Annotated in this window: 20 protein-coding genes; 9 read left to right on the forward strand and 11 right to left on the reverse strand. The window is 71.2% G+C overall.

Annotation, left to right across the window (positions count from 1 at the left end):
* Positions 1 to 200: 200 nt before the first annotated feature.
* The 7 genes from ACWF7A_RS29405 to ACWF7A_RS29435 all read right to left on the reverse strand — a co-directional run bounded on the left by ACWF7A_RS29405 (position 201) and on the right by ACWF7A_RS29435 (position 6,030).
* Positions 201 to 512 carry a DUF3099 domain-containing protein gene (locus tag ACWF7A_RS29405; RefSeq protein ID WP_452253731.1) on the reverse strand — a complete coding sequence of 104 codons (312 nt, stop codon included), beginning with the start codon at positions 510 to 512 and terminating at the stop codon, positions 201 to 203.
* 71 nt (positions 513 to 583) lie between these two features.
* A complete protein-coding gene (locus ACWF7A_RS29410) occupies positions 584 to 1,450 on the reverse strand; it encodes a MerR family transcriptional regulator (protein ID WP_452253732.1) in 867 nt (288 codons plus the stop codon).
* Positions 1,447 to 1,740, reverse strand: coding sequence for a WhiB family transcriptional regulator (locus tag ACWF7A_RS29415; RefSeq protein WP_452253733.1), 294 nt, complete (start codon positions 1,738 to 1,740; stop codon positions 1,447 to 1,449). The genes ACWF7A_RS29410 and ACWF7A_RS29415 overlap by 4 nt, the downstream gene beginning before the upstream one ends.
* Positions 1,741 to 1,816: 76 nt before the next feature.
* Positions 1,817 to 3,145, reverse strand: a complete 1,329-nt coding sequence (locus tag ACWF7A_RS29420) for a TIGR01777 family oxidoreductase (RefSeq protein WP_452253734.1) — start codon at positions 3,143 to 3,145, stop codon at positions 1,817 to 1,819.
* Between the two features lie 165 nt (positions 3,146 to 3,310).
* Complete coding sequence (locus ACWF7A_RS29425; RefSeq protein ID WP_452253927.1) at positions 3,311 to 4,438, reverse strand: BMP family lipoprotein; 1,128 nt, start codon at positions 4,436 to 4,438, stop codon at positions 3,311 to 3,313.
* 81 nt (positions 4,439 to 4,519) lie between these two features.
* Positions 4,520 to 5,044: a GNAT family N-acetyltransferase gene (locus tag ACWF7A_RS29430; RefSeq protein ID WP_452253735.1), complete on the reverse strand. Its 525-nt coding sequence runs from the start codon at positions 5,042 to 5,044 to the stop codon at positions 4,520 to 4,522.
* Entirely contained in the window at positions 5,041 to 6,030 is a 990-nt protein-coding gene (locus tag ACWF7A_RS29435; RefSeq protein ID WP_452253736.1) for a hypothetical protein, read from the reverse strand. Before ACWF7A_RS29435 ends, ACWF7A_RS29430 begins: the two co-directional genes overlap by 4 nt.
* Before the next feature lie 133 nt (positions 6,031 to 6,163).
* On the opposite strand from ACWF7A_RS29435, the gene ACWF7A_RS29440 reads away from it, so the two are divergent.
* The 6 genes from ACWF7A_RS29440 (at position 6,164) to ACWF7A_RS29465 (ending at position 12,727) form a co-directional block, all read left to right on the forward strand.
* Positions 6,164 to 6,730: a MerR family transcriptional regulator gene (locus ACWF7A_RS29440; protein ID WP_452253737.1), complete on the forward strand. Its 567-nt coding sequence runs from the start codon at positions 6,164 to 6,166 to the stop codon at positions 6,728 to 6,730.
* A complete protein-coding gene (locus ACWF7A_RS29445) occupies positions 6,727 to 9,060 on the forward strand; it encodes a VIT domain-containing protein (protein ID WP_452253738.1) in 2,334 nt (777 codons plus the stop codon). The genes ACWF7A_RS29440 and ACWF7A_RS29445 overlap by 4 nt, the downstream gene beginning before the upstream one ends.
* Before the next feature lie 45 nt (positions 9,061 to 9,105).
* Positions 9,106 to 11,028 (forward strand): GH36-type glycosyl hydrolase domain-containing protein, encoded by a 1,923-nt coding sequence (locus ACWF7A_RS29450; RefSeq protein WP_452253739.1) that lies wholly within the window; start codon positions 9,106 to 9,108, stop codon positions 11,026 to 11,028.
* 60 nt (positions 11,029 to 11,088) lie between these two features.
* Positions 11,089 to 11,388 carry a hypothetical protein gene (locus tag ACWF7A_RS29455; protein ID WP_452253740.1) on the forward strand — a complete coding sequence of 100 codons (300 nt, stop codon included), beginning with the start codon at positions 11,089 to 11,091 and terminating at the stop codon, positions 11,386 to 11,388.
* Positions 11,389 to 11,474: 86 nt separating this feature from the next.
* Positions 11,475 to 11,972, forward strand: coding sequence for a hypothetical protein (locus tag ACWF7A_RS29460; protein ID WP_452253741.1), 498 nt, complete (start codon positions 11,475 to 11,477; stop codon positions 11,970 to 11,972).
* 5 nt (positions 11,973 to 11,977) lie between these two features.
* Complete coding sequence (locus ACWF7A_RS29465) at positions 11,978 to 12,727, forward strand: hypothetical protein (protein ID WP_452253742.1); 750 nt, start codon at positions 11,978 to 11,980, stop codon at positions 12,725 to 12,727.
* Positions 12,728 to 12,743: 16 nt separating this feature from the next.
* Here the strand turns inward: ACWF7A_RS29465 and ACWF7A_RS29470 are convergent, their stop codons facing one another.
* Genes ACWF7A_RS29470 through ACWF7A_RS29485 form a run of 4 tightly spaced genes read right to left on the reverse strand, consistent with a single transcriptional unit; the run spans position 12,744 to position 16,627 of the window.
* Positions 12,744 to 14,375: a CocE/NonD family hydrolase gene (locus ACWF7A_RS29470; protein ID WP_452253743.1), complete on the reverse strand. Its 1,632-nt coding sequence runs from the start codon at positions 14,373 to 14,375 to the stop codon at positions 12,744 to 12,746.
* Positions 14,376 to 14,425: 50 nt separating this feature from the next.
* Entirely contained in the window at positions 14,426 to 15,655 is a 1,230-nt protein-coding gene (locus ACWF7A_RS29475; RefSeq protein WP_452253744.1) for an RNA polymerase sigma factor, read from the reverse strand.
* The gene (locus tag ACWF7A_RS29480) at positions 15,652 to 15,975 is read right to left on the reverse strand and encodes a YciI family protein (protein ID WP_452253745.1); all 324 of its coding nucleotides are present in this window, start codon (positions 15,973 to 15,975) and stop codon (positions 15,652 to 15,654) included. Before ACWF7A_RS29480 ends, ACWF7A_RS29475 begins: the two co-directional genes overlap by 4 nt.
* A 31-nt stretch (positions 15,976 to 16,006) precedes the next feature.
* The gene (locus ACWF7A_RS29485; RefSeq protein ID WP_452253746.1) at positions 16,007 to 16,627 is read right to left on the reverse strand and encodes a dihydrofolate reductase family protein; all 621 of its coding nucleotides are present in this window, start codon (positions 16,625 to 16,627) and stop codon (positions 16,007 to 16,009) included.
* A 232-nt stretch (positions 16,628 to 16,859) separates the two neighbouring features.
* On the opposite strand from ACWF7A_RS29485, the gene ACWF7A_RS29490 reads away from it, so the two are divergent.
* Genes ACWF7A_RS29490 through ACWF7A_RS29500 form a run of 3 tightly spaced genes read left to right on the forward strand, consistent with a single transcriptional unit; the run spans position 16,860 to position 20,103 of the window.
* Positions 16,860 to 17,357 carry a hypothetical protein gene (locus ACWF7A_RS29490; protein WP_452253747.1) on the forward strand — a complete coding sequence of 166 codons (498 nt, stop codon included), beginning with the start codon at positions 16,860 to 16,862 and terminating at the stop codon, positions 17,355 to 17,357.
* Positions 17,327 to 18,742: a hypothetical protein gene (locus ACWF7A_RS29495; protein WP_452253748.1), complete on the forward strand. Its 1,416-nt coding sequence runs from the start codon at positions 17,327 to 17,329 to the stop codon at positions 18,740 to 18,742. The genes ACWF7A_RS29490 and ACWF7A_RS29495 overlap by 31 nt, the downstream gene beginning before the upstream one ends.
* Entirely contained in the window at positions 18,739 to 20,103 is a 1,365-nt protein-coding gene (locus tag ACWF7A_RS29500) for a VWA domain-containing protein (RefSeq protein WP_452253749.1), read from the forward strand. Before ACWF7A_RS29495 ends, ACWF7A_RS29500 begins: the two co-directional genes overlap by 4 nt.
* Positions 20,104 to 20,113: the final 10 nt, after the last annotated feature.

Consider the following 20,113-nt stretch of genomic DNA (forward strand, 5'->3'; position numbering starts at 1 on the left):
GCGACGCGCGCGGCCGCGTTGGCCGGCTTCGTCGGCGTGGTGATGGCACTCATGACTTCCGCTCCCAGAACGCCGGACCCACAGCCTCGATGAAGACACTGCGGGCAGTGAACCAACCGTCCTTCATGTCACGGTAAGCAAGTTCGTGGGGGGAACGCTCGACCACGAACGCATTTGCCGCCGTAGCTGAGGATCGTCTTTCATCGGCGGTCGATGTTCTCAGCTCCGGGCGTGAGCGCGCGGCGGAACGGCCGCAGGCGCTCCGGTGTCTCCGCCTTGCGCGGCGGCCGGTCGTTGGCGATGAGGACGGCCACCCACGGCAGCGGAACCGAAAGCAGTATCAGGGCGAGCGCGAGCCACCAGATCTTCGCGAACACCACGGCGAGCACGATGCACGGGATGCGAAGGCTCATCATGATGGCGTACCTGCGTCGTCTGGCCGCGAGTTGCTCTTGGTGGGACGGTGCCGCTGAGGTGATCAGCACGGGTTGGTCGCCGTGGTGAGAGTTCACAGCCTGACCTCCGTAGAATCCCGAGTGGCCGCACCGCAGCGTTCGCCGTGGGCCCTCGGCGCTGGCGATTCCTAAAGCGAGGTGCGAGAAAGCACCAGTTCGATGGCGTCCGTCAGCGTCGCTGGCCGCCGCACGAACGACGGCAGCTCCACGTCCGCCCAGCCTGGCCCCGCGGCCGCGAGCACCGTGTCGGACCGCGCGTGCAACTCGTTCAGGGGAACCTCCGCGGCCAGGTCGGCGCGGTGTGCCCAGACGAGCGTGACACCCGGCCGCAGAGTCGCCACGGCGTCGCACAACGCGCGAGCAGGCACCCGCGCGCCAAGGCTGCGCCACGAGCAGTCCTGTTCGGACAATGCCGCGCCGAGAGCTTCCAAGGCCAGCACGTGGTGTTCCTCGGGCGCCGTCGACAGCAGTGCCGCCGGCACGCCGACCATGGTCGACCGCGGTACGTCTCGCAGGGCCTGCAAGACGCTCGCGCTCGCCAGGTGCTCGATCTCGACCCCACTGCCACGCTCGGCGATCGTGTTGCCCAACTCGGTCATGCAGGGCACGAACACGGAGTCCCACGCGGCGACGACGCCGTGGTCGGCGACGAGCTTGCCGGCCAGATCGAGCATCGAGGCTTCATCGAGTCTGTTCGCGGACATGATGAACCCGCGCCGAGCGGCTCGCACGGTGTCGTCGTCCGGTGGCAACCGTGTCCGCAAGGGCTTGGAGACAGCTTGCTGACGGGCGAGTTCGGCCGCGGCGGCCGGCGCGATGCCTTGGGAAATCAGCGCGATCATCCGCCCGAGCAGCTTCACGTCGGATTCCTGGTAGCGGCGATGACCTCCTTCGCTGCGCTGCGAAGGGCCCAGGCCGTAACGCTGGTCCCAGGTTCTGAGCGTCGTCGGGGCGATTCCCAGCATCGCCGCCACCGCGCGGGGCGTGTAGGTCACGGCCGCCTGCGGCGGTACTGCGCGCTGAGCATCGCCCGCAGTTCGCTTTCTCCCAGTCCGCCCCAGATGCCGAAGGTCTCCTGCACCTCGAGTGCGTGCTCACGGCACTTCTGCATCACGGGGCACCTCTGGCAGATCGCCTTGGCCGCGGCTTCCCGCTCTTCTCGTGCGCTGCCCCGTTCGTTGGGTTTGTGGAAGAAGTAGGTGCTGTCCATGCCTCGGCACAGGCCGGACAGCTGCCAGTCCCACGACTCGGTCACGGGCCGGGGAAGACGGGAGAGCTCGGGCATGAGGTACGACCTTCGGTGGGTGGAGCACGACGCGCACCCGAAGCATAAAATCGACTCAGAACCGACGCAACTCGGGCTAGGACTCGACGCGCCCCAGGAGGTGGCGCAGAGCCGGCTCCAGCTCTGGATGCCGGAACGCGTGGCCGGCCTTGGCCAGCGCGGCGGGACGAACCAGCTGGTTCGCCTCCGCCAGTTCCCTGGCGCCCTGTTCACCCAGGAGCAGCCGCGGCCCGAAGGACGGCACAGGAAGCACCGCAGGGCGGCGCAGCACCTTCGCGAGCGTGGCCGTGTAGTCGCGGTTGCGCACGGCCGCGGGCGCGACCGCGTTCACCGGGCCGCTGAGCGAGTCGTCGTAGAGCGCGCGGTGGTAGATGTCGACGAGGTCGTCCATGCCGATCCACGACTGCCACATCCGCCCGTCACCGAGTCGCCCGCCCAGCCCGGCGGAGAACAGCGGGTGGAACAGGCGCAAGGTGCCTCCGCTGGGGGACTGCACCAGCCCTGTGCGCACGTTGACGACTCGTACACCGGCCGCTGATGCCGCAGCGGTGGCCGCCTCCCACTCGGCCACCACGTCGGCCAGGAAACCCTCACCGCGCTCGCTGTCCTCCGTGAGTTCCTCGTCGCCGCGGTCGGCACCGTAGAACCCGATGGCCGAAGCACTGACGAACACGGGCACACCGGCGGCCGCGGCCAGGTCAGCGAGCGCACGGGTGGGCCCGAGTCTGGAGGAGCGGATCTTCCGGCGGTGCGACTCTGTGAAGCGCCCGGCGATCGATGCACCCGCCAGGTGCACCACCGCGTCCACTCCGGACAGCAGATCCGGTGCGGGGCGTGAAGGGCCCCAACGCCGCTCGTCCGGGTTCTCGGGGGAGCGGCGCACCAGCTTCACCACTCGATGTCCCGCGGTGCTGAGGAACGACCAGAGCGCGCTTCCCACGAACCCGCTGCTGCCCGTGATCGCGACCGTCATCGGCCTGGCGCCCGCTGCCTTCGCGGCGGCCTGCGAGGCTAGGTCGGCGGCGAGCTGACGGTGCCGGTAGGCGAACATGGATCGCAGCAGCGCACCGGGCACGGGGGTGTCGACCCGGTCCGTCATCCGCGTCCGGCTCCCCTCCGCCTCGAACTCGTGGGTGTGCCTCCACTTGAGAGCCCAGCTCAACGGCGCGGAGTCGAGCTCGTCGACGAAGCGGCTTGGCGGCGCGTATCCCGTGTGCCGGGCGCTCCAGCGCAGTCCCAGCGGGAGTCCCAGCACCGCGTGACCCCCGTCGAGGCTGCTTGCCTCGTGAATGACCGAGATCGGCTGCCAAGGCGGTGTGAGCCGCTGGATCGCGCCGGGCCGCTCGTGCCAGGTGAACACCTCGTCCAGGGGTGCGTCGACGAGGCTGGAGAAGATCAGGGTCATGCCACAACGCTAAGTGCGCGCTCTCGCCCTCGCTTGATGGCGCGGTTCAACGGTCCTCAACGGACCCGGACCGACCTGCAGGAGTCGCACTTCCGCAGGTCAGCCCGATGAGATGTCCTGATCGAACCACGGGGTGCCGACCAGGACGCGCAACCCGTCCGGCCGCTACACCTGGTCGGCGACCTTGATCTTGCCCTCGATGATCTGCTGCTTGTAGCCCTCGAGGATGCCCTGCAGCTTCGCGTCGATCTTGCCGCCCGACGTCGCGTAGCCCATGCCGTTCGACTTCAGGTCGAACACCTCGGGCAGCGACCCGAGGTCGTTCTTGGCCGCGGCGTGGAAGAAGTCGTAGACGGCGACGTCCACGCGCTTGAGGCTCGACGCCACGATCACGTCGCGGTTGGCCGCGAGCGCGGGCTGGTTGTACTGGTCGGCGTCGCAGCCGATCGCCAGCACACCCGCCTCCTTCACCGCGGCGAACACGCCGATGCCGGACGCGCCCGCGGCCGGGTAGACGACGTCGGCGCCCTTGTCGATCAGGCCCTTCGCTGCCTCCTGGCCCTTGGGCGGGTCCTGGAACCCGGTGAAGTCGCCGGCCGGGGTGATGTACTTCTTGTCGATCGTCACCTTCGGCGCCGCGGTCCTCGCGCCCTGGTTGTAGCCCGCCTCGAACTTCTGGATCAGCGGGATGTCCACGCCGCCGACGAACCCGACGTGGCACTTCTTGCTCTGGTACGCCGCGACGACGCCCGCGAGGAACGCGCCCTCCTGCTCGGCGAACACCAGCGGCGTCACGTTGGCCGCACCGTCCACAGCGGAGTCGACGAGGCCGAACTTGACGTTCGGGAACTCCGGCGCGACCACCCGCAGCGACTCGGTGTAGGCGAAGCCCACGCCGACGATCGGGTTGAAGCCCTCGGTCGCGAGCTGACGCAGGCGGGTCTGCTTCGCCGACTCGTCCTCGTTCGGAGCCGCGGAGAGCTCGCGGGTGTTCTCCTTCTTGACGCCCATGTCCTTGATGGCCTGGTCGAACCCGGCGGCGGCGAGGTCGTTGAACGACGCGTCACCGCGGCCGCCGATGTCGTAGGCCAGACCGATCTTCAACGCACTGCCGTCGACCTTGTCGCCACTGACGGCGCTGGTGCTCGACGCGACGGACGCGGCGGGCGGCTCGGCGAACTCGCAGCCGCCCGTCGACCCGGTGGGAGCGGTACCACCACCGGAGTCCTTCGCGCAGGCGCTCACCACCATGAGGCTGGTCAGCGCGATCGCGGCCACGGCGGTGCCACGCATACGACGACGCACGGTTCGTCTCCTCAAACTCGGCTCAGAGGGCGGACGGTACCTCGCACCTCGATCGAACCGGTTGAGAGTTCACGTACTGGGAACGAGATCTTTGCGGAAGACCAGGAAGTCGCACGGGCAGGCGAGGTGCGGCGCCAGGAACGGATAGGCGCTCTCCAGACTGTCCTTGCGCACCACCTGGTAACCGATGCGCGTGTACCAGCCCCGGAGGAACTCCTTCACCGGGTGAGCCCACCCCTGCGGAACGAGCAGCTCCAGCTGCATCTCCGCGGCGCCCTGCTCCCGGCCCCAGTCCTCGGCGAACGACACGAGGTCGCGGCCGATGCCGGTGCCGCGTTCCTCCGGTGCGGCGACGAGCATGCCGAACTCGCCCGCGCCGTCCTCGAGCTGATGGACGCGCACGGAACCCACGATGCGCTCGCCAGAGCGGACCACCGCGATCTGCCCGGCGGCGATGAGCCCCGCGACCTCCTCTTCGGAGGTCCGGCCCTTGCCGTCGAGCCAGATCCCTTCCTCCGCGCCGGCGTACACGCGGTTGATCAGGGCGGTGATCTCCCCGGCGAGCGCGGTGTCGGAGATGAGGGCCGGAGTCACCACGGCGACGGCTGGGTGGTGTTCGCCAGCGCGTCGGCGTGCTGCAGCACCCCGAGCTCGCGCAGCATCCGATCGCGCTGCGCCGGGTCGTGCGCGACGTGCGACGCGTGCAGTGCCTTGCGCAGACGGGCCTTGCGGCGCGGCGTCCAGCGGCTGGCGACCGACAGCTTCGCGGCGCGCAGGGCCGCCTTGTCACGGGTGCGCGCCAGGGCGTCGCGGCCGTCGTCGCCGAGGCCGAGCAGGGACAACATGCGCTCTCGCATCTCACGGCCGATGCGTGCCCATGTGGTCGTGCGTTGGCGTGACGCGCGGATCTCGATGCCGAGCGCGAGGTGCAGCATCACGAGGCCGAGGACCGGGCCGAGCAGGACTCGGGCGGCACCGGCGACCGGGCCGGACAGGCTGAAGGCCGCGAACGCGGCGAACGCCGTCAGCGCCCACGCCACGAGCCGGGCGGGACCGGGACGGCCGTTCTGGCGCACGCCGCCGCGCATCGCCCAGCCGCACGCCACGAGCGCCGCTTCCATGACAGAGAACAGGACGACCCGTTCCACGACGTCGGTGATGCCCAGGCGCTGCTCGAAGAACCGCCACGAGGTGTCGACGCTGACGCCGATGCTCATCAGCGCCACGAAGTAGAAGCCCTTGGCGCCGGCGGGCTCGGACGGCTCCGCCGCGGGAGTCTCGGGCGCCGCGGGGGAGGGGGCCTCCGCCTTGTCGAGCTCCGCGATCAGCTCCGGCGTGAGCAGCGCGTGGCCGCCCGTGTCGGTCATGCCGTTGCGGGCGCGCCACTCGTTCACGATCACCCTGGCGTGGGAGCTGGTGGGTACCACCTGGCCCTGCTTGTGCAGCCAGCGCCGGACGTCCTCGACCGTGCCACCGCGCGGCATGTGCTCCAGCGCGTAGTGGATCTGGGCCTTCTTGGTCGTCAAACGGCCTAACTCGGCGCTGTGATCGGCCAAAGTGCCGATCTCGTCCGTGGTCACTCGTGCTCTCCGTCCTCATGTCGGGGGGCTAACAGGGGCACGCGGACGCGCTGGACGGTACCCGGCTACCGGGCGTGAACATCATCAGGTTTCGACGTTGACACTGTCACGGTTGCAGTGTCACTATCGTGGTGTGTGGACGCTCGACGAGTTGCTGGACCGCGTCTCCGCCGCGTTGGCGGCGGAGTACCGGGGCGCGCCCAACGGCCGCGTCCGGGACGTTCCCGACCGGCGGGCCGTCCGCTGGTACGCGACGACGGGGCTGGTCGACAGACCCTCGGCGATGCGCGGCCGCACGGCCTTGTACGAGCAGCGTCACCTGTTCCAGCTGGTGGCGGTGAAGAGACTTCAGTCGCAGGGGAGGACGCTGGCCGACATCCAGGCCGAGCTCGCAGGCGCCACCGACACCACGCTGGCGGCCATCGCCCGCGTGCCGGAACACCTGCTCTCGTCCGGTGAGGCACCTGCGCCGGAGGCCGTTCGCCCCAGGTTCTGGGCCGAGCCCGCCGCCGCACCGGCCCCGCCCCCCGCGCCCGTCCCGGCGTCCGCCCTCAACGGCGTCGCGCTCGGGGGAGGTGCCGTCGTCCTCGTGCCGGGGACGCCGACCGCCGCCGACCGCGCGGACATCGCCGCGGCCGCCCGGCCACTGCTCGACCTGCTCACCGCCCGTGGCCTGCTCAACGAAAGGGAACCGTCATGACCTTGTCCGTCGCCCCGATGAAGGCCGCGGAGGCCGAGCGCGTCGGCCGGACGACCGAGGACGCGGGTGTCGGCGCGCTGCGCACCGAGCGCGGCAACCTGCCGCTGGAGCACCTCGACGTGCGCGCCTCCGTCACCGGTCTGGTCGGCCGGGTGGTGCTGGAGGCCGGGTTCGTGAACACCCACGACACCGCTCTCGAAGCGACCTACGTGTTCCCGCTGCCGGACCGCGCCGCCGTCACCGGCATGAAGATGACCGCCGGCGACCGCACCGTGGAAGCCGACCTGCAGGAACGCGCCCAGGCCCGTCAGACGTACGACGACGCGATCGCAGCGGGCAAGAGGGCGTCCATCGTGGAGGAGGAACGGCCTGACGTCTTCACCATGCGCGTGGGCAACATCCCCGCGGGGGAACGGGTGAAGGTCGAGCTGACCCTGGTCGGCCCGCTGGTGTTCGAGGACGGCGCGGCCACGTTCCGGTTCCCGCTGGTGGTGGCGCCCCGCTACGTGCCGGGCACGCCGCTGGAGGGTCCGTCGGTCGGTGACGGCCACGCGCAGGACACCGACGTGGTGCCGGACGCCTCGCGGATCACGCCGCCGGTGCTGCTGCCGGGCTTCCCGAACCCCGTGCGGCTCGCCATCGGAGTGGAGATCGATCCTGCCGGGCTGGAGCTCGGTGAGGTGCGGTCGAGCCTGCACACCGTGGTCACCGAGGGCAGCACGGTCTCGATCGCGCCGGGGGAGAAGGTCGACCGCGACTTCGTGCTCCGCCTGGCGTACAAGGGGAACTCGTCGGCGGTCGTGTGCGTGCCCGACGTCGACGACAGCGGTGAGGGCACCTACCAGCTGACGGTCCTGCCGCCCGAGTCCGAGGCGCCGGTCCGCCCGCGCGACGTCGTGCTGCTGCTCGACCGCTCCGGCAGCATGTCGGGCTGGAAGATGGTCGCGGCGAGGCGTGCCGCGGCCCGCATCGTCGACACGCTGACCGCGGACGACACGTTCTCCGTGATCACCTTCGACGACCGGGTGGAACGGCCGTCCGAGCTCGGCTCGGGACTGGTCACGGCCACGGACCGGCACCGCTTCCGCGCCGTCGAGCACCTGGCGGCCGTGCGGGCGCGCGGCGGCACCGAGATGTACGAACCGCTGCGGCAGGGCCTGAGCGCGCTGGCGGACGCCGGTCCGGGCCGCGACCCGGTCCTCGTGCTGGTCACCGACGGCCAGGTCGGCAACGAGGACCAGATGCTGCGCGACATCGGTCCGCTGATCAACCGGACGCGGATCCACGCCGTCGGCATCGACACGGCCGTCAACGCGGGCTTCCTCGGCAGGCTGGCCGCCGCCGGGGCGGGCCGCTGCGAACTGGTCGAGAGCGAGGACCGGCTGGACGAGGCGATGACCCACATCCAGCGGCGGATCGGCGCGCCGGTCGTCACCGACGTCGTGGTGTCGCCCGGCTCTGACCTGCCGCGCCTGCCCACGGCCGTCTATCCGGGCGTGCCGCTGGTGGCGTTCGGCCGGTACCGCGGCGCGGCGCCGGAGTCCTACACCGTGCGCGGCCGTTCCCGCGACGGTGCGGAGTGGCAGGAGACGGTGGCGGTGCGCGAGCACACGTCGCCGGCCGTCCGCTCGCAGTGGGCCCGTGCCGCGCTGCGCGACCTGGAGGACCGGTACTCGGCGGGCGACCGGACGCTGGAGTCGTCGATCGTGGAGACGTCGCTGCGGTTCGGTGTGCTGTGCCGCTTCACCGCGTTCGTCGCGGTGGACGAGCGCGTGGTGTCCGACGGTTCGGTGCATCGCGTGGTGCAGCCGGTCGAACAGCCGGCGGGCTGGGAGCCTCAGGCCCCTGGCGCCCCGATGTTCGCCGGAGGAGCACCCGCGTTCGCCGCCGCTCCGGCGCCGTTCGCGGCCGCACCGGCCTCGTTCGACGCGGCGATGCCCCCGCCCGCGCCGCAGGCCATGCGCTCCCGTTCGGCTCCCCGCGGGGCGGCGCCCAAGCAGGCGCCGATCGCCGCGCCCGGATCGATGCCTCCGGCTGTCGAGCCGGCGGACCTGCGCGAGGTCGTGACGCGGGAGATCGGGCGGCTGGAACAGGACGCGGCGCTGCCGTCGTGGGAACGCCGTGACCTGCTCGCGGACCTGGCCAGCAGGCTCGGCATCCTCGTCGCCGGCCGCACCGGACCGGCGTACGAGCCGGTGCGCGCCCTGCTCGCGGAGATCACGGCCGGCGGGGACGTCGACCGGTTGTGGGAGCGGACGCTGGAGGTGCTGCGGGAGTTCGTGGCGGGCAAGACCGCCGAACCGGAGCGTCGCAGGAGGTTCTGGCGCTGAACGGACGATTGCCCGTGTGAGGGTTCTGCCGCAACGCTTTCCTGCGTGAGCGCGTTCGGGGAGTGGACGACCGCCGAGGGCCTGCCCGCGTTCGAGTACCGGGCAGGCCCCCGGCTGTGGGACCCGGTGATCGACCCGCCGACGTCGCGGCACTGGGTGCACGTGGGCAACCGCCGGATCACCCTGGTGGCCGACAGCGACGGGCTGACCGGCGTGTGGGACGAGCACCTCGGCTGCCGGTGGCTCGCCGAACGCACCGGCGTCGCCCGGTTCGGCGCGCTGGCCACGGACTCCGCTTCGGTGAAGGTGTTCGGCCCGACGTTCTTCCGCGTCGAGGCCGGCGACGTCGAGCGCACGGTCCTCTGCCCGGAGGGCGAGGTGCCGTGGGTGCTGATCAGGGTCGAGGTGGTCAACCACGGCGGCACCTTGCTGCGCGGAGAGCTGACCGAGGAGTGGGAGGTGCGGCCGCGCGAGGTGAACCTGGAGTTCGGCCCGACGCGCGGCGACGCCCCGCCGGACCCACCTGTCGTCGCGCTGGAGAACTTCGGCGGCGAACGGGCCGAGACCACCACCGGGCTGCTGAGGGTGGGCGTCGCCCTCGAGATACCGCCGGGGGAGCGGGTGATCGCGTGGTTCCGGTTCGGCCTGCCGGACGGTCCCGCTGACCCGGAGGCGATCTACCGGGAAAGCCTGGAGGGCTTGCGCCGGCGTCTCCCGAACCCGGTCTCCGCACGTGTGCCGGAGGTGGCGGCCGAGATCCCGTGGCACGCCGCACTGCTCACCGGCGCCGCGTGCGTGGACGGTGTGCTCGGCGGCCACACCCTGAACCAGGGCTCCGCCTACTCGTTCCGCCACGGTTTCAACGGCGCCGCAAGGGATCCGCTGCAGCACGCGCTGCCGTTGGTCCACTGGGAACCAGACCTCGCGTTGTCCGTGCTGCGCAACACCTGTGCGTGGGGCAGCCCCGACGGCGACCTGCCGTACGCACTCGACGGCCGCAAACAGCCGTGGACGCAGCTGTTCCGCCCGTCCGACCAGAACCTGTGGGCCCTCTGGCTGGCCGCCGAGTACGCCGCCGTGACGGGCGACCTAGACGCGTTCGCCTCGCCCGTGCCCTACCACCCCGGCCACCACGCCGACCCGGTTCCGTTGGCCGAGAACCTCAGACGTCAGTTCAGGTTCTTCGTGGACGAGGTGGGCACAGGCGAGCACGGCCACGTCCGCATCCTGAACGCGGACTGGAACGACCTGGCGATCACGGAGTCCGGAGTGGACCGAGACCTGATGATCGAACGCGGAGAGTCGGTCCTGAACTCGGCCATGGCCGCCTGGGTGCTCCCGTTCTACGCGGACCTCGCCGACCGCCTGCACGACCCCGCGACAGCCACCGAGGCCCGCGACCTCGCGACCGACCTCCGCGCGCTCGTGGCGGAGGAGTGGAACGGCCGCTGGTTCCGCCGAGCCCACGGCCCCGGCGGTCACGTCGTGGGCGAGAACGACCTGTGGCTGGAAGTGCAGCCGTGGGCGATCCTCTGCGGCGCCGCCACCCCGGAGCAGGCCCGCGCACTGCTCGGGACCATCGACGAAACCTGCCGCGCCGACTCACCCCTGGGCGCCCGTCACCGCTGGCCAGTCCCCGGGGACACGCACGGCCAGGTGTGGTTCTCGGTCAACATGACCCTGGTCTGGGCGGCCTCGCTGTACGACCAGGACCTGGCCTGGGACGAGTGGCGCCGCATGACCCTGCACGCACACACGACCGCCTACCCGGACATCTGGCCGGGCACGCTCTCGGGCCCGGACTGCTACCTCGCCCCGGACAGCGACCGCCCCGGCGAGACGTGGGCGCTGCCCGACTTCGGCACCGCGATGCAGGCGTACCCCGTGGCCAACCTGCACAGCCACTCACAACCCCTGCTCGCCTACCTGAGGCTGCTCGGAGTACCTCGATTCGGTGAACGAGCGTGACGAATCCGCCGTCGCCGTGGTCATGGCCGTTACCCGCACCAGTCGCTTGAGGAGTGTCCGTTGTCCAGCCGCAGCCACCGAGTCGTCCAGTTGCACACGCCGATGTCCGAGGACGAGCGACTGTCGCTCGTGGAGCAGACCGCGCTGTGTCACCCGGCCGTGCACAGCGTCGAGGTGACGCCGGGGGACGAGATCTCCGTCGAGGTCGTGGTGTGGCGAGGAAGCTCGCCGCAGCGCACGGCCCGTGACATCGCAGCGGCCCTCGGCGCGGTGCTCGGTGAGGTGTCCGTGCACGTCACGGTGGTGGCGGTCGCCTACATGAGGCGGTCGACGGTGCTGATGGCGATGTGCCCCGCCTGACCCGGGCTGCGGCATTCGGGTGAACGCTGTAACCGCGCAACGCAGTAGTGCGAGAGGGAGGTACGAGCCGTAGCAGGGAGGACGCCATGTCCGTGCTCGATGCTTTCGGAGGCCTCCTCGGCGGGAGCGGCAAGAACGCGTTGCCCGTGGTGATGGCCGACGGCGAAGCCGAAGTCACACGTGTCGTGGCGTCGTTCCGGCCCGGCGGGTTCACCTCGGTGGGCGGTGACCTCGTGCTGACCACCAAGCGCCTCGTGTTCACGCCGTTGAACGTCACCGACGTGGTGAAGGTGATGACTTGGGCGCTGGGCAAGGCCGGCGCGCCCGACCCCGTCGCCGGTCTGCCCGAGAAGCTCGGCGAGCTGGTTGAGCAGGAGGACTTCGGCGGGCTGCCGGAGATCGCGAGGGTCGAGGTGGGCGGACCGCCGAAACTCCTGATGCCACCGACCCTCGTCATCTCGGGCGCGGACGGAGCGGTCCGCGAGATCGGTGTGCTCGCGAGTCGCACCACAACCAATGCCTCGCCGAAGAACGCGGTGGAGCGCGACCGCATGGCCGAGGCCATCCGTGCGGCGATGAGGTGAGCGACATGCCTCCTCCACGGACGAGAACGACGACGGCACTGGGCCTTTCGCTCCTCCTCGTGTTCGTGACAGCCGCGAAGTGCCCGCCGTCGACGTCCTGGACGAGCAGCGCGGACGTCGTGATCCAGCGCGCACCTGTCGCGGACGACATCCTGCGCGGCTCCACCGATCTGGGAACCCTGGGCACCGAGGTGGACGACCTGCTCCGCAACGCGCCGAAGTCCAGTGCCGACCAGGCGAAGGTGGGCGCGCTCGAAAGCATGAGGCGCGGACTCGCCGAGATCCAGAAGATCCACCAGGCGGCCGACGCCGACCAGGCGATCGTGCAGAGCCAGGCCCAGACCGCCGCGAACTCCGTGCGGACAGGCCAGTCAGTCAAGGACGAGCTGGCCGAGGCCGCCCGGGACATCCTCAAGGACGTGGCCTGCGACGTCGCGTTCTCGGCGATGACGGACGCCGAGAAGAAGGGCTCACGGGTGCCGCGGCCCCAGTTCTCCGACGCCGGCGAGCCCACCGTCGAGGCGATCGTGGACTACGCGGCCCGGCTGCTCGCCGGACGGTTCGGCACCGACGTGCTCACCGGTGCACAGTGGACTCAGTACGGGAAGACCGTCTACACCAAGGCGATCCAGAAGGGCGACACGAACGGCGACAAGATCCTGACGGGCGGCGAACAGCTGGAACTGCCCAACTGGACCGGCTCCAGGGCGTTCGTCTACTACGCCAGGTTCTGCCTCGCGCCGCCGCGCAAGTGAGCCACGTCGGCCGGAGTCACTTCTGCGGCAGCAGGATCGCGGACGGGCGGTCGGCGTCGTGGAAGACCTCCACCGTGGTGGGCACCAGTCCCGTCGCGGAGTTCGCGGGCCCGCCGTCACCGAGGTTGCGGGCGAACCGCGGGAACGCCCCGCCCGACACCTGCACCCGGATCCGGTGCCCGCGCCGGAACACGTGCGCGGTCGGTGACAGCTCGACGGTCACCTTCGTGACGCCGTCCGGCCGCACCTTCACCAGGTCGTCGCACACGTTCAGGGACCTGCCGCGTCCGTCCACATCGCACAGACGGACGAACAGGTCGCAGGACGGGCGGTCCGCGCGCAGCCACACCTCCGCGCTGACCTCGCCGATGACTTCCACGTCGGCGTCGAGCACGGCGGACGTGAAGACCAGGACGTCGTCGCGTGCCTCGAGCTTGCGGTTGTCGACGGGGCCCGCGCCGCGGCTCTCCAGCTTCGGGCCGCCCAACGACGGCGTCGGGTCGGCGGGGTCGTAGGTGAACGACGACGGTGACGCCTGCGGACCGGGCGTGGGACCCAGCGAGCCGGGAGCGAGGTGCCAGCGGCGGTGGGGGTGGCCGGTGGGCGGCCACTGGTCGAAGTCACGCCATTCGTCCACGCCCATCACGAAAAGCCGCACCGGCGGCTTGCGCGGTGGTGCGGTGCCGCGGGCGTGGGCGGCGGCCCAGCCGATCGTGTCTGCGAGCACCGCGGCCATCCCGCCGACGTGGGCGTGCCACCACGGCCCGACCGTCAGGTGCGCCTCCCGGCCGGCCGCCCTGAGCACCTGGAAGTCGCGGAGCTGGTCGGCGAGGAAGATGTCGTACCAGCCCGCGATCGAGCTGACGGGCACGGTCACGTCGCCGACCGCGGGGGAGTGGTCCTCGTTCACCCAGAACGGGTCGTTCTGGTCGTGGTGCAGGCAGTCCTGGTAGAACGGCCACTTCCGGCCGAGCGCGGCGGTGTCGGCGTCGACCAGCGGCAGCGTGCTCATGGCCGACTCGACGCGCTTGCGGCCGATGCCGAGCAACGCGCGCCAGAGGCCACCCGGCCGTTCCTGCGTGGCCGTGCTCACCGACCAGCCCAGCAGCGTCTCCATCTCGAAGCGGTCCGGCCGCAGGAACGCCAGCGCCAGCCGCGAGGACGTCACGTGCGGCACCATCGCCTTGACCCGCACGGGGGCCTCCGCCGCGACGGCCCACTGGGTGTAGCCGAGGTAGCTGCTGCCGGTCAGCACCACGTCGCCGGCCCAGGGCTGCTCGCCGAGCCAGCTCAGGACCGAGAGGCCGTCCTCGCGTTCGTGCCGCATCGCGCGGAAGTCGCCGTCCGAGCCGAACGTGCCCCGGCAGCTGACGGTCAGGACGTGCAGGCCGCGTTCGGCGAGGGCCCGCCCGTACAACCAGTCCAGCGGTCCGGTGCGCCCGTAAGGCGTCCGGATCACGGCCGTGGGCGCGTCACCGCCCGCCGGCGCCCAGTGGTTCGCCATCAGGGTCTTCCCGTCGTGGGTGGGGATCCGGAGATCCCGTTCCACGGTCACGTCGCGCGAGATGGCGGGAGGGAGCTTCAGCAGCCGCTGCGCGAGCAGGCCCGCTGCCCTGCCGACGAGGTCGAACCGAGGTCGTGTGCCCACGAGATCTTTCCTATCAGGACGGAGCCGCGCCTCGCGGGACACCACGCTGGTCAGTCGCTCCGCAGCTGGTCACGGCGGCGCGTGAGGTGCGCGGTCTCGGCGGTGTTGCCCGCCAGGCCGATGGCCCGGTCGTAGGCCTCGCGCGACTCGTGGCTCCGGCCCAGCCGGCGCAACAGGTCGGCGCGGGTGGCGTGGAAGGCGTGGTAGCCGTCCAGCCTCTCCCCGAGCCGGTCGACGGCCGCCAGCGCCACCTCCGGTCCGTCGAGCTCGGCGACCGCCACGGCCCGGTTCAGCGCGACGATCGGGGACGGGTCGAGGCGGACGAGCTGGTCGTAGAGGGCGAGGACCTGCGACCAGTCCGTGTCGCGCATGTCGCGGGCGGAGGTGTGCACGGCGTTGATCGCGGCGAGGATCTGGTACCGCCCGGGAGCCACGCCCGACGCGAGGCGTTCGCGCACGAGGCCGTGGCCTTCGGCGATCAACGCCCTGTCCCAGGCACCGCGGTCCTGCTCGTCGAGGGCGACCAGCTCGCCGCCCGAGACCCGTGCGGCCCGCCGTGCGTCGATGAGCAGCATGAGCGCCAACAGCCCGGTGACCTCGCCGTCACCGGGCAGCAGGCCGCGGATCAGGCGCGTGAGCCGGATCGCCTCGGCGGTCAGGTCGTGCCGCAGGGGGTCGGTGCCGGGCCCGGTGGCGAGGTAGCCCTCGTTGAACACGAGGAACAGGGTGGTGAGCACACCGGAGACGCGGGCGGGCAGGTCCTCGGCGGACGGCACGCGGTAGGGGATGCGCGCGGCCTTGATCTTGGCCTTCGCACGGGTGATCCGCTGTCCCACGGCGCTCTCGGCGACGAGCAGGGCCTGGGCGATCTCGGGCACCGCGAGTCCGCCGACCATGCGCAACGTCAGCGCCACCCGCGACTCCATCGCCAGCGCCGGGTGGCAGCAGGTGAAGATCAGCCGGAGCCGGTCGTCGTCGATGACGCCCACGGGCTCGGGCGGGGTGTCGTCGTGCACCTTCCGAGCCTCCTCGTGCTTGTCGTCGCGCTTGCTCTCGCGCCGGATCCGGTCGATGGCCCTGCGGTTGGCGGTGGTGGTGAGCCAGGCGCCGGGGTTGGGCGGGACGCCGTCGGCGCGCCACCGTTCGACGGCGGTCGCGAACGCCTCGGCAGCGGCCTCCTCCGCGACGTCCAGGTCGCCGAAGCGCTTGGTCAGGGAGGCGACCACCCGTGCCCACTCCTCGCTGTGGGCCCGGACGACCGCCTGCTCGGCGTCACTCATCGGAACGGCCGCACCTCGATCTTGCGGTCGCAGACCTTCGACGCCTCGGCGGCGAGCTCCAGCGCCACGTCCAGGTCGGGCGCCTCCCACACCCAGACGCCCGCGAGGTACTCCTTCGACTCCACGAACGGCCCGTCGCTGAACACGGCCTGCTCACCACGGTTGTCGACCACGGTGGCCGACTCGGTGTCCGCGAGTCCTCCCGCGAAGACCCAGTGGCCGTCGGCGATCAACCGTTCGTTGAACTCGCTGATGGCAGGCATCCTGTCGGTGCTGCCGGGATCTTCCTTGTCGTCGATGACAGAGACCAGGTAGCGCATCGGTGGATCCTCTCCTGTGGACGTGGTGTTTTCAGCTCGGCCGGTACCGAGGACGCCCGGCCGGCCGGTAGACCTGGGTCGCGACACCGTTGGAGTCGGTGCGCGACTCGACCAGTTCGAACGCGAGGTCCGGCCCGCTGTCCGGGAACAGCCGCGCGCCCTGCCCGACGACCACCGGGACCACGATCAGCGTCAGCTCGTCGACCAGGTCGTTCGTCAGCAGCCACCGGACCAGCGTGCCACTGCCGTGTACCTGCAGCTCACCACCGGGCTTGGTCTTGAGGTCCGAGACGGCGGCCGCGAGGTCACCGGCCAGCACGGTGGTGCCCGCCCACGCGGGATCGGTGAGCGTCGTCGTGGCCACGTACTTCGGCCGGGCGTTCAAGGCCCGCAGGACGGGCTCCCAACCGGGGACGTCGGCCTCCGTCAGCGTCCCCCAGGAGCCGGCGAACAGGTCGTACGTCCGCCGTCCGAACAGGAACGCGTCGGCCCGCTGGTAGGTGTCGTCGATGAACGCCCTGGTGGTGGCGTCACCCTTGCCGCGGGCCCAGCCGCCGCGTTCGAACCCCTGGCGGCGGTCCTCCTCGGACGCGCCACCGTTGCCCTGCACCACTCCGTCGAGGGTGGTCTGGGTGATGGTCGTCAGCTTCATGGTCGTGGTTCCTCCGCTCCGGGTGCCGCGTCCCTCTCGGGTGGCCTCACCCCTGCTACGAACGCCACGACCCGGATCCGACATCGCCTCCAGAACTTTTTTCGAGGATCTCGACCTGCCGAATCCGCCCTGTGACCCGAAGCCGCCGAAAATTGTCGGTGCTCGCCGCTAACGTCCCCAGCGCACCGCCGGACAGGCGGATCGACTCGCTCGGGGGCAAGGAGAGGAATCGTTGTCAGACTGGGAAAGCGCGAGCACGGCGCGGGTGCTGCCACCCGCACGTCCGCGCAAGCTCGCCAAGGTGCCGTTCGTCGAGCTGGCGGACGGACGGTTGCAGGGGGTGGTGTCCAGTGGCTCGGACATCGAGCGGGTGTACGTCTCGTCGGTTGCGGCGGGCAGCTACGAGTTCGCGTGCAGCACCAACAACAACCGGCCGTGCGGTGGCGCGCGGGGTTCGTTCTGCAACCACATCTTCGCCCTGATCACCGAGGCGGTGTTGCAGTACGGGGCGGAGCGGGTGGCGCGGTACCTGCGGGTCGAGGGTGCTGACGTGGACGCGCAGGCGATCCACTCGGTCATGACGAGCACGCGGCCGTCGCAGGCGGACAGTGCTGCCGCGGCGCAGGTGTTCAGCCGGTTCCTCAGGCATCTGGCCTATGTGGAGCTTCCGCCGACGACGGCGCCGGTGCCGGAGCTGCAGTGGTTCCCGCCGACCAGGGCGGTGGTGTGATGCGCGCCGATCTGCTGGCGGATCCCGTCGACGGGATCGACGAGGTGCTGGCGGCCGTCGCCGGTGCCGACCAGGCGTTGACCGCGGGGCTGTTGCGGCCCCAGCCCGCCCAGGCGGCCGGGCTGGTGGCGCTGGCCGACGCGATGGCGGCGTCCCCGCTGGGGGCGAGGGTGGCCGAGGCGGCGGAGAAGGCGGCGGCCGGTGCGGCGGGGGAGGAGCACCTCCTTTCCCTTGCGGCGGCGCGGATCGCGTTGTTCGGCTCGGTGCACGACGCGCTGATGGCGCGGATCGAGCAGGCGACCGGCCGTGCCGAGGCGGGCGCGACTGTGCCGGTGCCGGGTGGTGGCCAGGCCGAGAACCTGGTGCTGGCGGCCCGGTCCTGGCTCGCCGACCTCGCTCGGGCGGGGTGGCAGGGCATCGACCACGACCTGGTCTCCGGTGCCGCGCCGGTGGTCTCCGCGTTGCTGCCGCAGCCTCGCCTGCGCAGGCTGGCCGCGCTGCTGGACGGGTTCGCGGCCGAGCTGGCGGCGTCGTGCCCCGGTTCCGCGCTGGAGCGGATTCCGGTGCGGCGCTGGGGAGATCTGTGGTCACGTGCGCTGCTGCTGACACTGCCCGGCGTGATGGAGGCTCCCACGAGCACGGTGACCGGGCGGTTGCTGCCGCTGGGCGTCGACCTGCACGAGCACGCGACCGCTGCCCAGGCCCAGGTGCACGCGGTGTTCGAACCGGCGGACGGGGGCACGCCCCGTCTGGTGCGGGCAAGCGTGTCCGCGCCGAAGCCCGACACGATCATCGGTGCCGGGATCTGGCAGGTGCTGCGGCCGCACCTGTCGTTGTTGGCCGCGGTCAGCGAGGGCAGGTCGATGGACCTCACCGACATGCCGATCACCGCCGAAGGCGATCTGGTGTGGCGGGACGAGCATGCGAAGCCCGGCGCACCGGCGGACCCGTTCGCCACCGCGCGGGTCGTCCTGCCCTCCGCGACCACGTCGCCGACGGCACCGCTCGACCGGCATCCGGCGCGCATCGCCGTGCCCGTGTTCCTGGAGGGCTACGCGGCGGATCAGGCCGGCGAGGCGCTGACGTTCTCGTTCGCCGGGCAGCCCGTCGCCGTGGACACCGACCGGGTGCCCGCCGCCGGGCCGCTCACCCCGGAGGCGGTGGCGGCGTCGACCGCGTGCATCGGCCTGCTGCGCTGGGACTCGGGCATGTTCCGCGTCCAGCCGCTGGCCGTCGAGACCACCGCGCGCAAGAAGACCGTGGCACTGCACGCCGGTGCGTGGGCCGGTGGCGCGGCGGACAAGGCCGGGGTCAAGGCGGAGAAGGCCGCGACCGACGCGGCGACGGTGCTCCGCGAGCGCGCCGGAAGGTTGTTGCGCAAATGACCGACGCACAGGAGAACCGCCGGCAGGTCCTCTACTGGCGGTTGCTGTCCCGGCTGTTCGACCACGAGGAACAGTCCACTCTGGAGTCCGCGAGCCTGGCCGTGCTGCAGGACATCGGCCTGCCGCCCGCGCTGCTCGACCACCAGGCGGGGGTCGACTCGATCGTGCAACGCCATCCCGAGCTCGCCGCCGAGTTCGACGGTGTGATGGTCCCCGAGACGGGGGACGAGCGGGACAAGGCGGCCGAGGTGCGGCGGGCCGCCCTGGTGTCGAAGGTGCTGCTGAACGTCTTCAGCACCGGGTCCGGCACCGTCACGGCCGGGCAGCTGTCCCGGTGGCAGGCCGACGCGGGCTGGCTGGAACGGGCGCTGGGCTGCCGGCCCGGGCAGTTGCGCGGCGGTGGCCGCCAGGCGTCCCCGACCGGCACCGGTGCCGGCACCGGCACTCCGGACCTCAGCACCCTGATCCCGCAGATCGGCCCCGAACTCGGTGCCCTGGAAGCGGATCTGGTCAAGCGCATGCACCTGCGCGAGGTGCTCGCGGACCCGGCGCTCGCCGCCCAGCTGACGCCGAGCATGTCGCTGATCGAGCAGCTGCTGCGGGACAAGGACAACCTCTCCGGGGTCGCCCTCGCCAACGCCAAGTCGCTGATCCGCCGCTTCGTCGACGAGGTGGCCGAGGTGCTGCGCACGCAGGTGCGGAAGGCGTCCGCCGGAGCGCTGGACAGGTCGGTGCCGCCCAAGCGGGTCTTCCGCAACCTCGACCTCGACCGCACGATCTGGAAGAACCTGACGAACTGGAGCCCGGAGGAGGAACGGCTCTACGTCGACCGCCTCTACTACCGCCACACGGCGCGCAAGACCACGCCGCAGCGGCTCATCGCGGTGGTCGACCAGTCCGGTTCCATGGTCGACTCGATGGTCAACTGCACCATCCTGGCCTCGATCTTCGCCGGACTGCCCAAGGTCGACGTGCACCTGATCGCCTACGACACCAGGGCGCTCGACCTCACGCCGTGGGTGGCGGACCCGTTCGAGACGTTGCTGCGCACCCAGCTCGGCGGCGGCACCGACGGCACGGTGGCGATGGCGCTGACCCAGCCGAAGATCGCCGAGCCCCGCAACACCGTGGTGGTGTGGATCTCCGACTTCTACGAGTCCCGCTGCGAGCAGCTCTACGACTCGATGGCGGCCATCCACCGCTCCGGGGCCAAGTTCATCCCGGTCGGCTCGGTCACGAGCTCGGGCCGCGGCAGCGTGAACCCGTGGTTCCGCGAGCGGTTCAAGGACCTGGGCACGCCGGTGATCTCCGGCCACATCCGCAAGCTCGTCCACGAGCTGAAGACGTTCCTCACCATCTGACTTCCGCCGG

It is taken from the genome of Lentzea sp. NPDC055074 (genome assembly GCF_053608005.1).

Coding starts and splice junctions, on each gene's coding strand:
- ACWF7A_RS29480 (WP_452253745.1), bottom strand. CDS start 15,975: ATGCGCTACCTGGTCTCTGTCATCGACGACAAGGAAGATCCCGGCAGC.
- ACWF7A_RS29420 (WP_452253734.1), bottom strand. CDS start 3,145: ATGACCCTGATCTTCTCCAGCCTCGTCGACGCACCCCTGGACGAGGTG.
- ACWF7A_RS29475 (WP_452253744.1), bottom strand. CDS start 15,655: ATGAGTGACGCCGAGCAGGCGGTCGTCCGGGCCCACAGCGAGGAGTGG.
- ACWF7A_RS29500 (WP_452253749.1), top strand. CDS start 18,739: ATGACCGACGCACAGGAGAACCGCCGGCAGGTCCTCTACTGGCGGTTG.
- ACWF7A_RS29445 (WP_452253738.1), top strand. CDS start 6,727: ATGACCTTGTCCGTCGCCCCGATGAAGGCCGCGGAGGCCGAGCGCGTC.
- ACWF7A_RS29425 (WP_452253927.1), bottom strand. CDS start 4,438: ATGCGTGGCACCGCCGTGGCCGCGATCGCGCTGACCAGCCTCATGGTG.
- ACWF7A_RS29465 (WP_452253742.1), top strand. CDS start 11,978: ATGCCTCCTCCACGGACGAGAACGACGACGGCACTGGGCCTTTCGCTC.
- ACWF7A_RS29485 (WP_452253746.1), bottom strand. CDS start 16,627: ATGAAGCTGACGACCATCACCCAGACCACCCTCGACGGAGTGGTGCAG.
- ACWF7A_RS29415 (WP_452253733.1), bottom strand. CDS start 1,740: ATGCCCGAGCTCTCCCGTCTTCCCCGGCCCGTGACCGAGTCGTGGGAC.
- ACWF7A_RS29460 (WP_452253741.1), top strand. CDS start 11,475: ATGTCCGTGCTCGATGCTTTCGGAGGCCTCCTCGGCGGGAGCGGCAAG.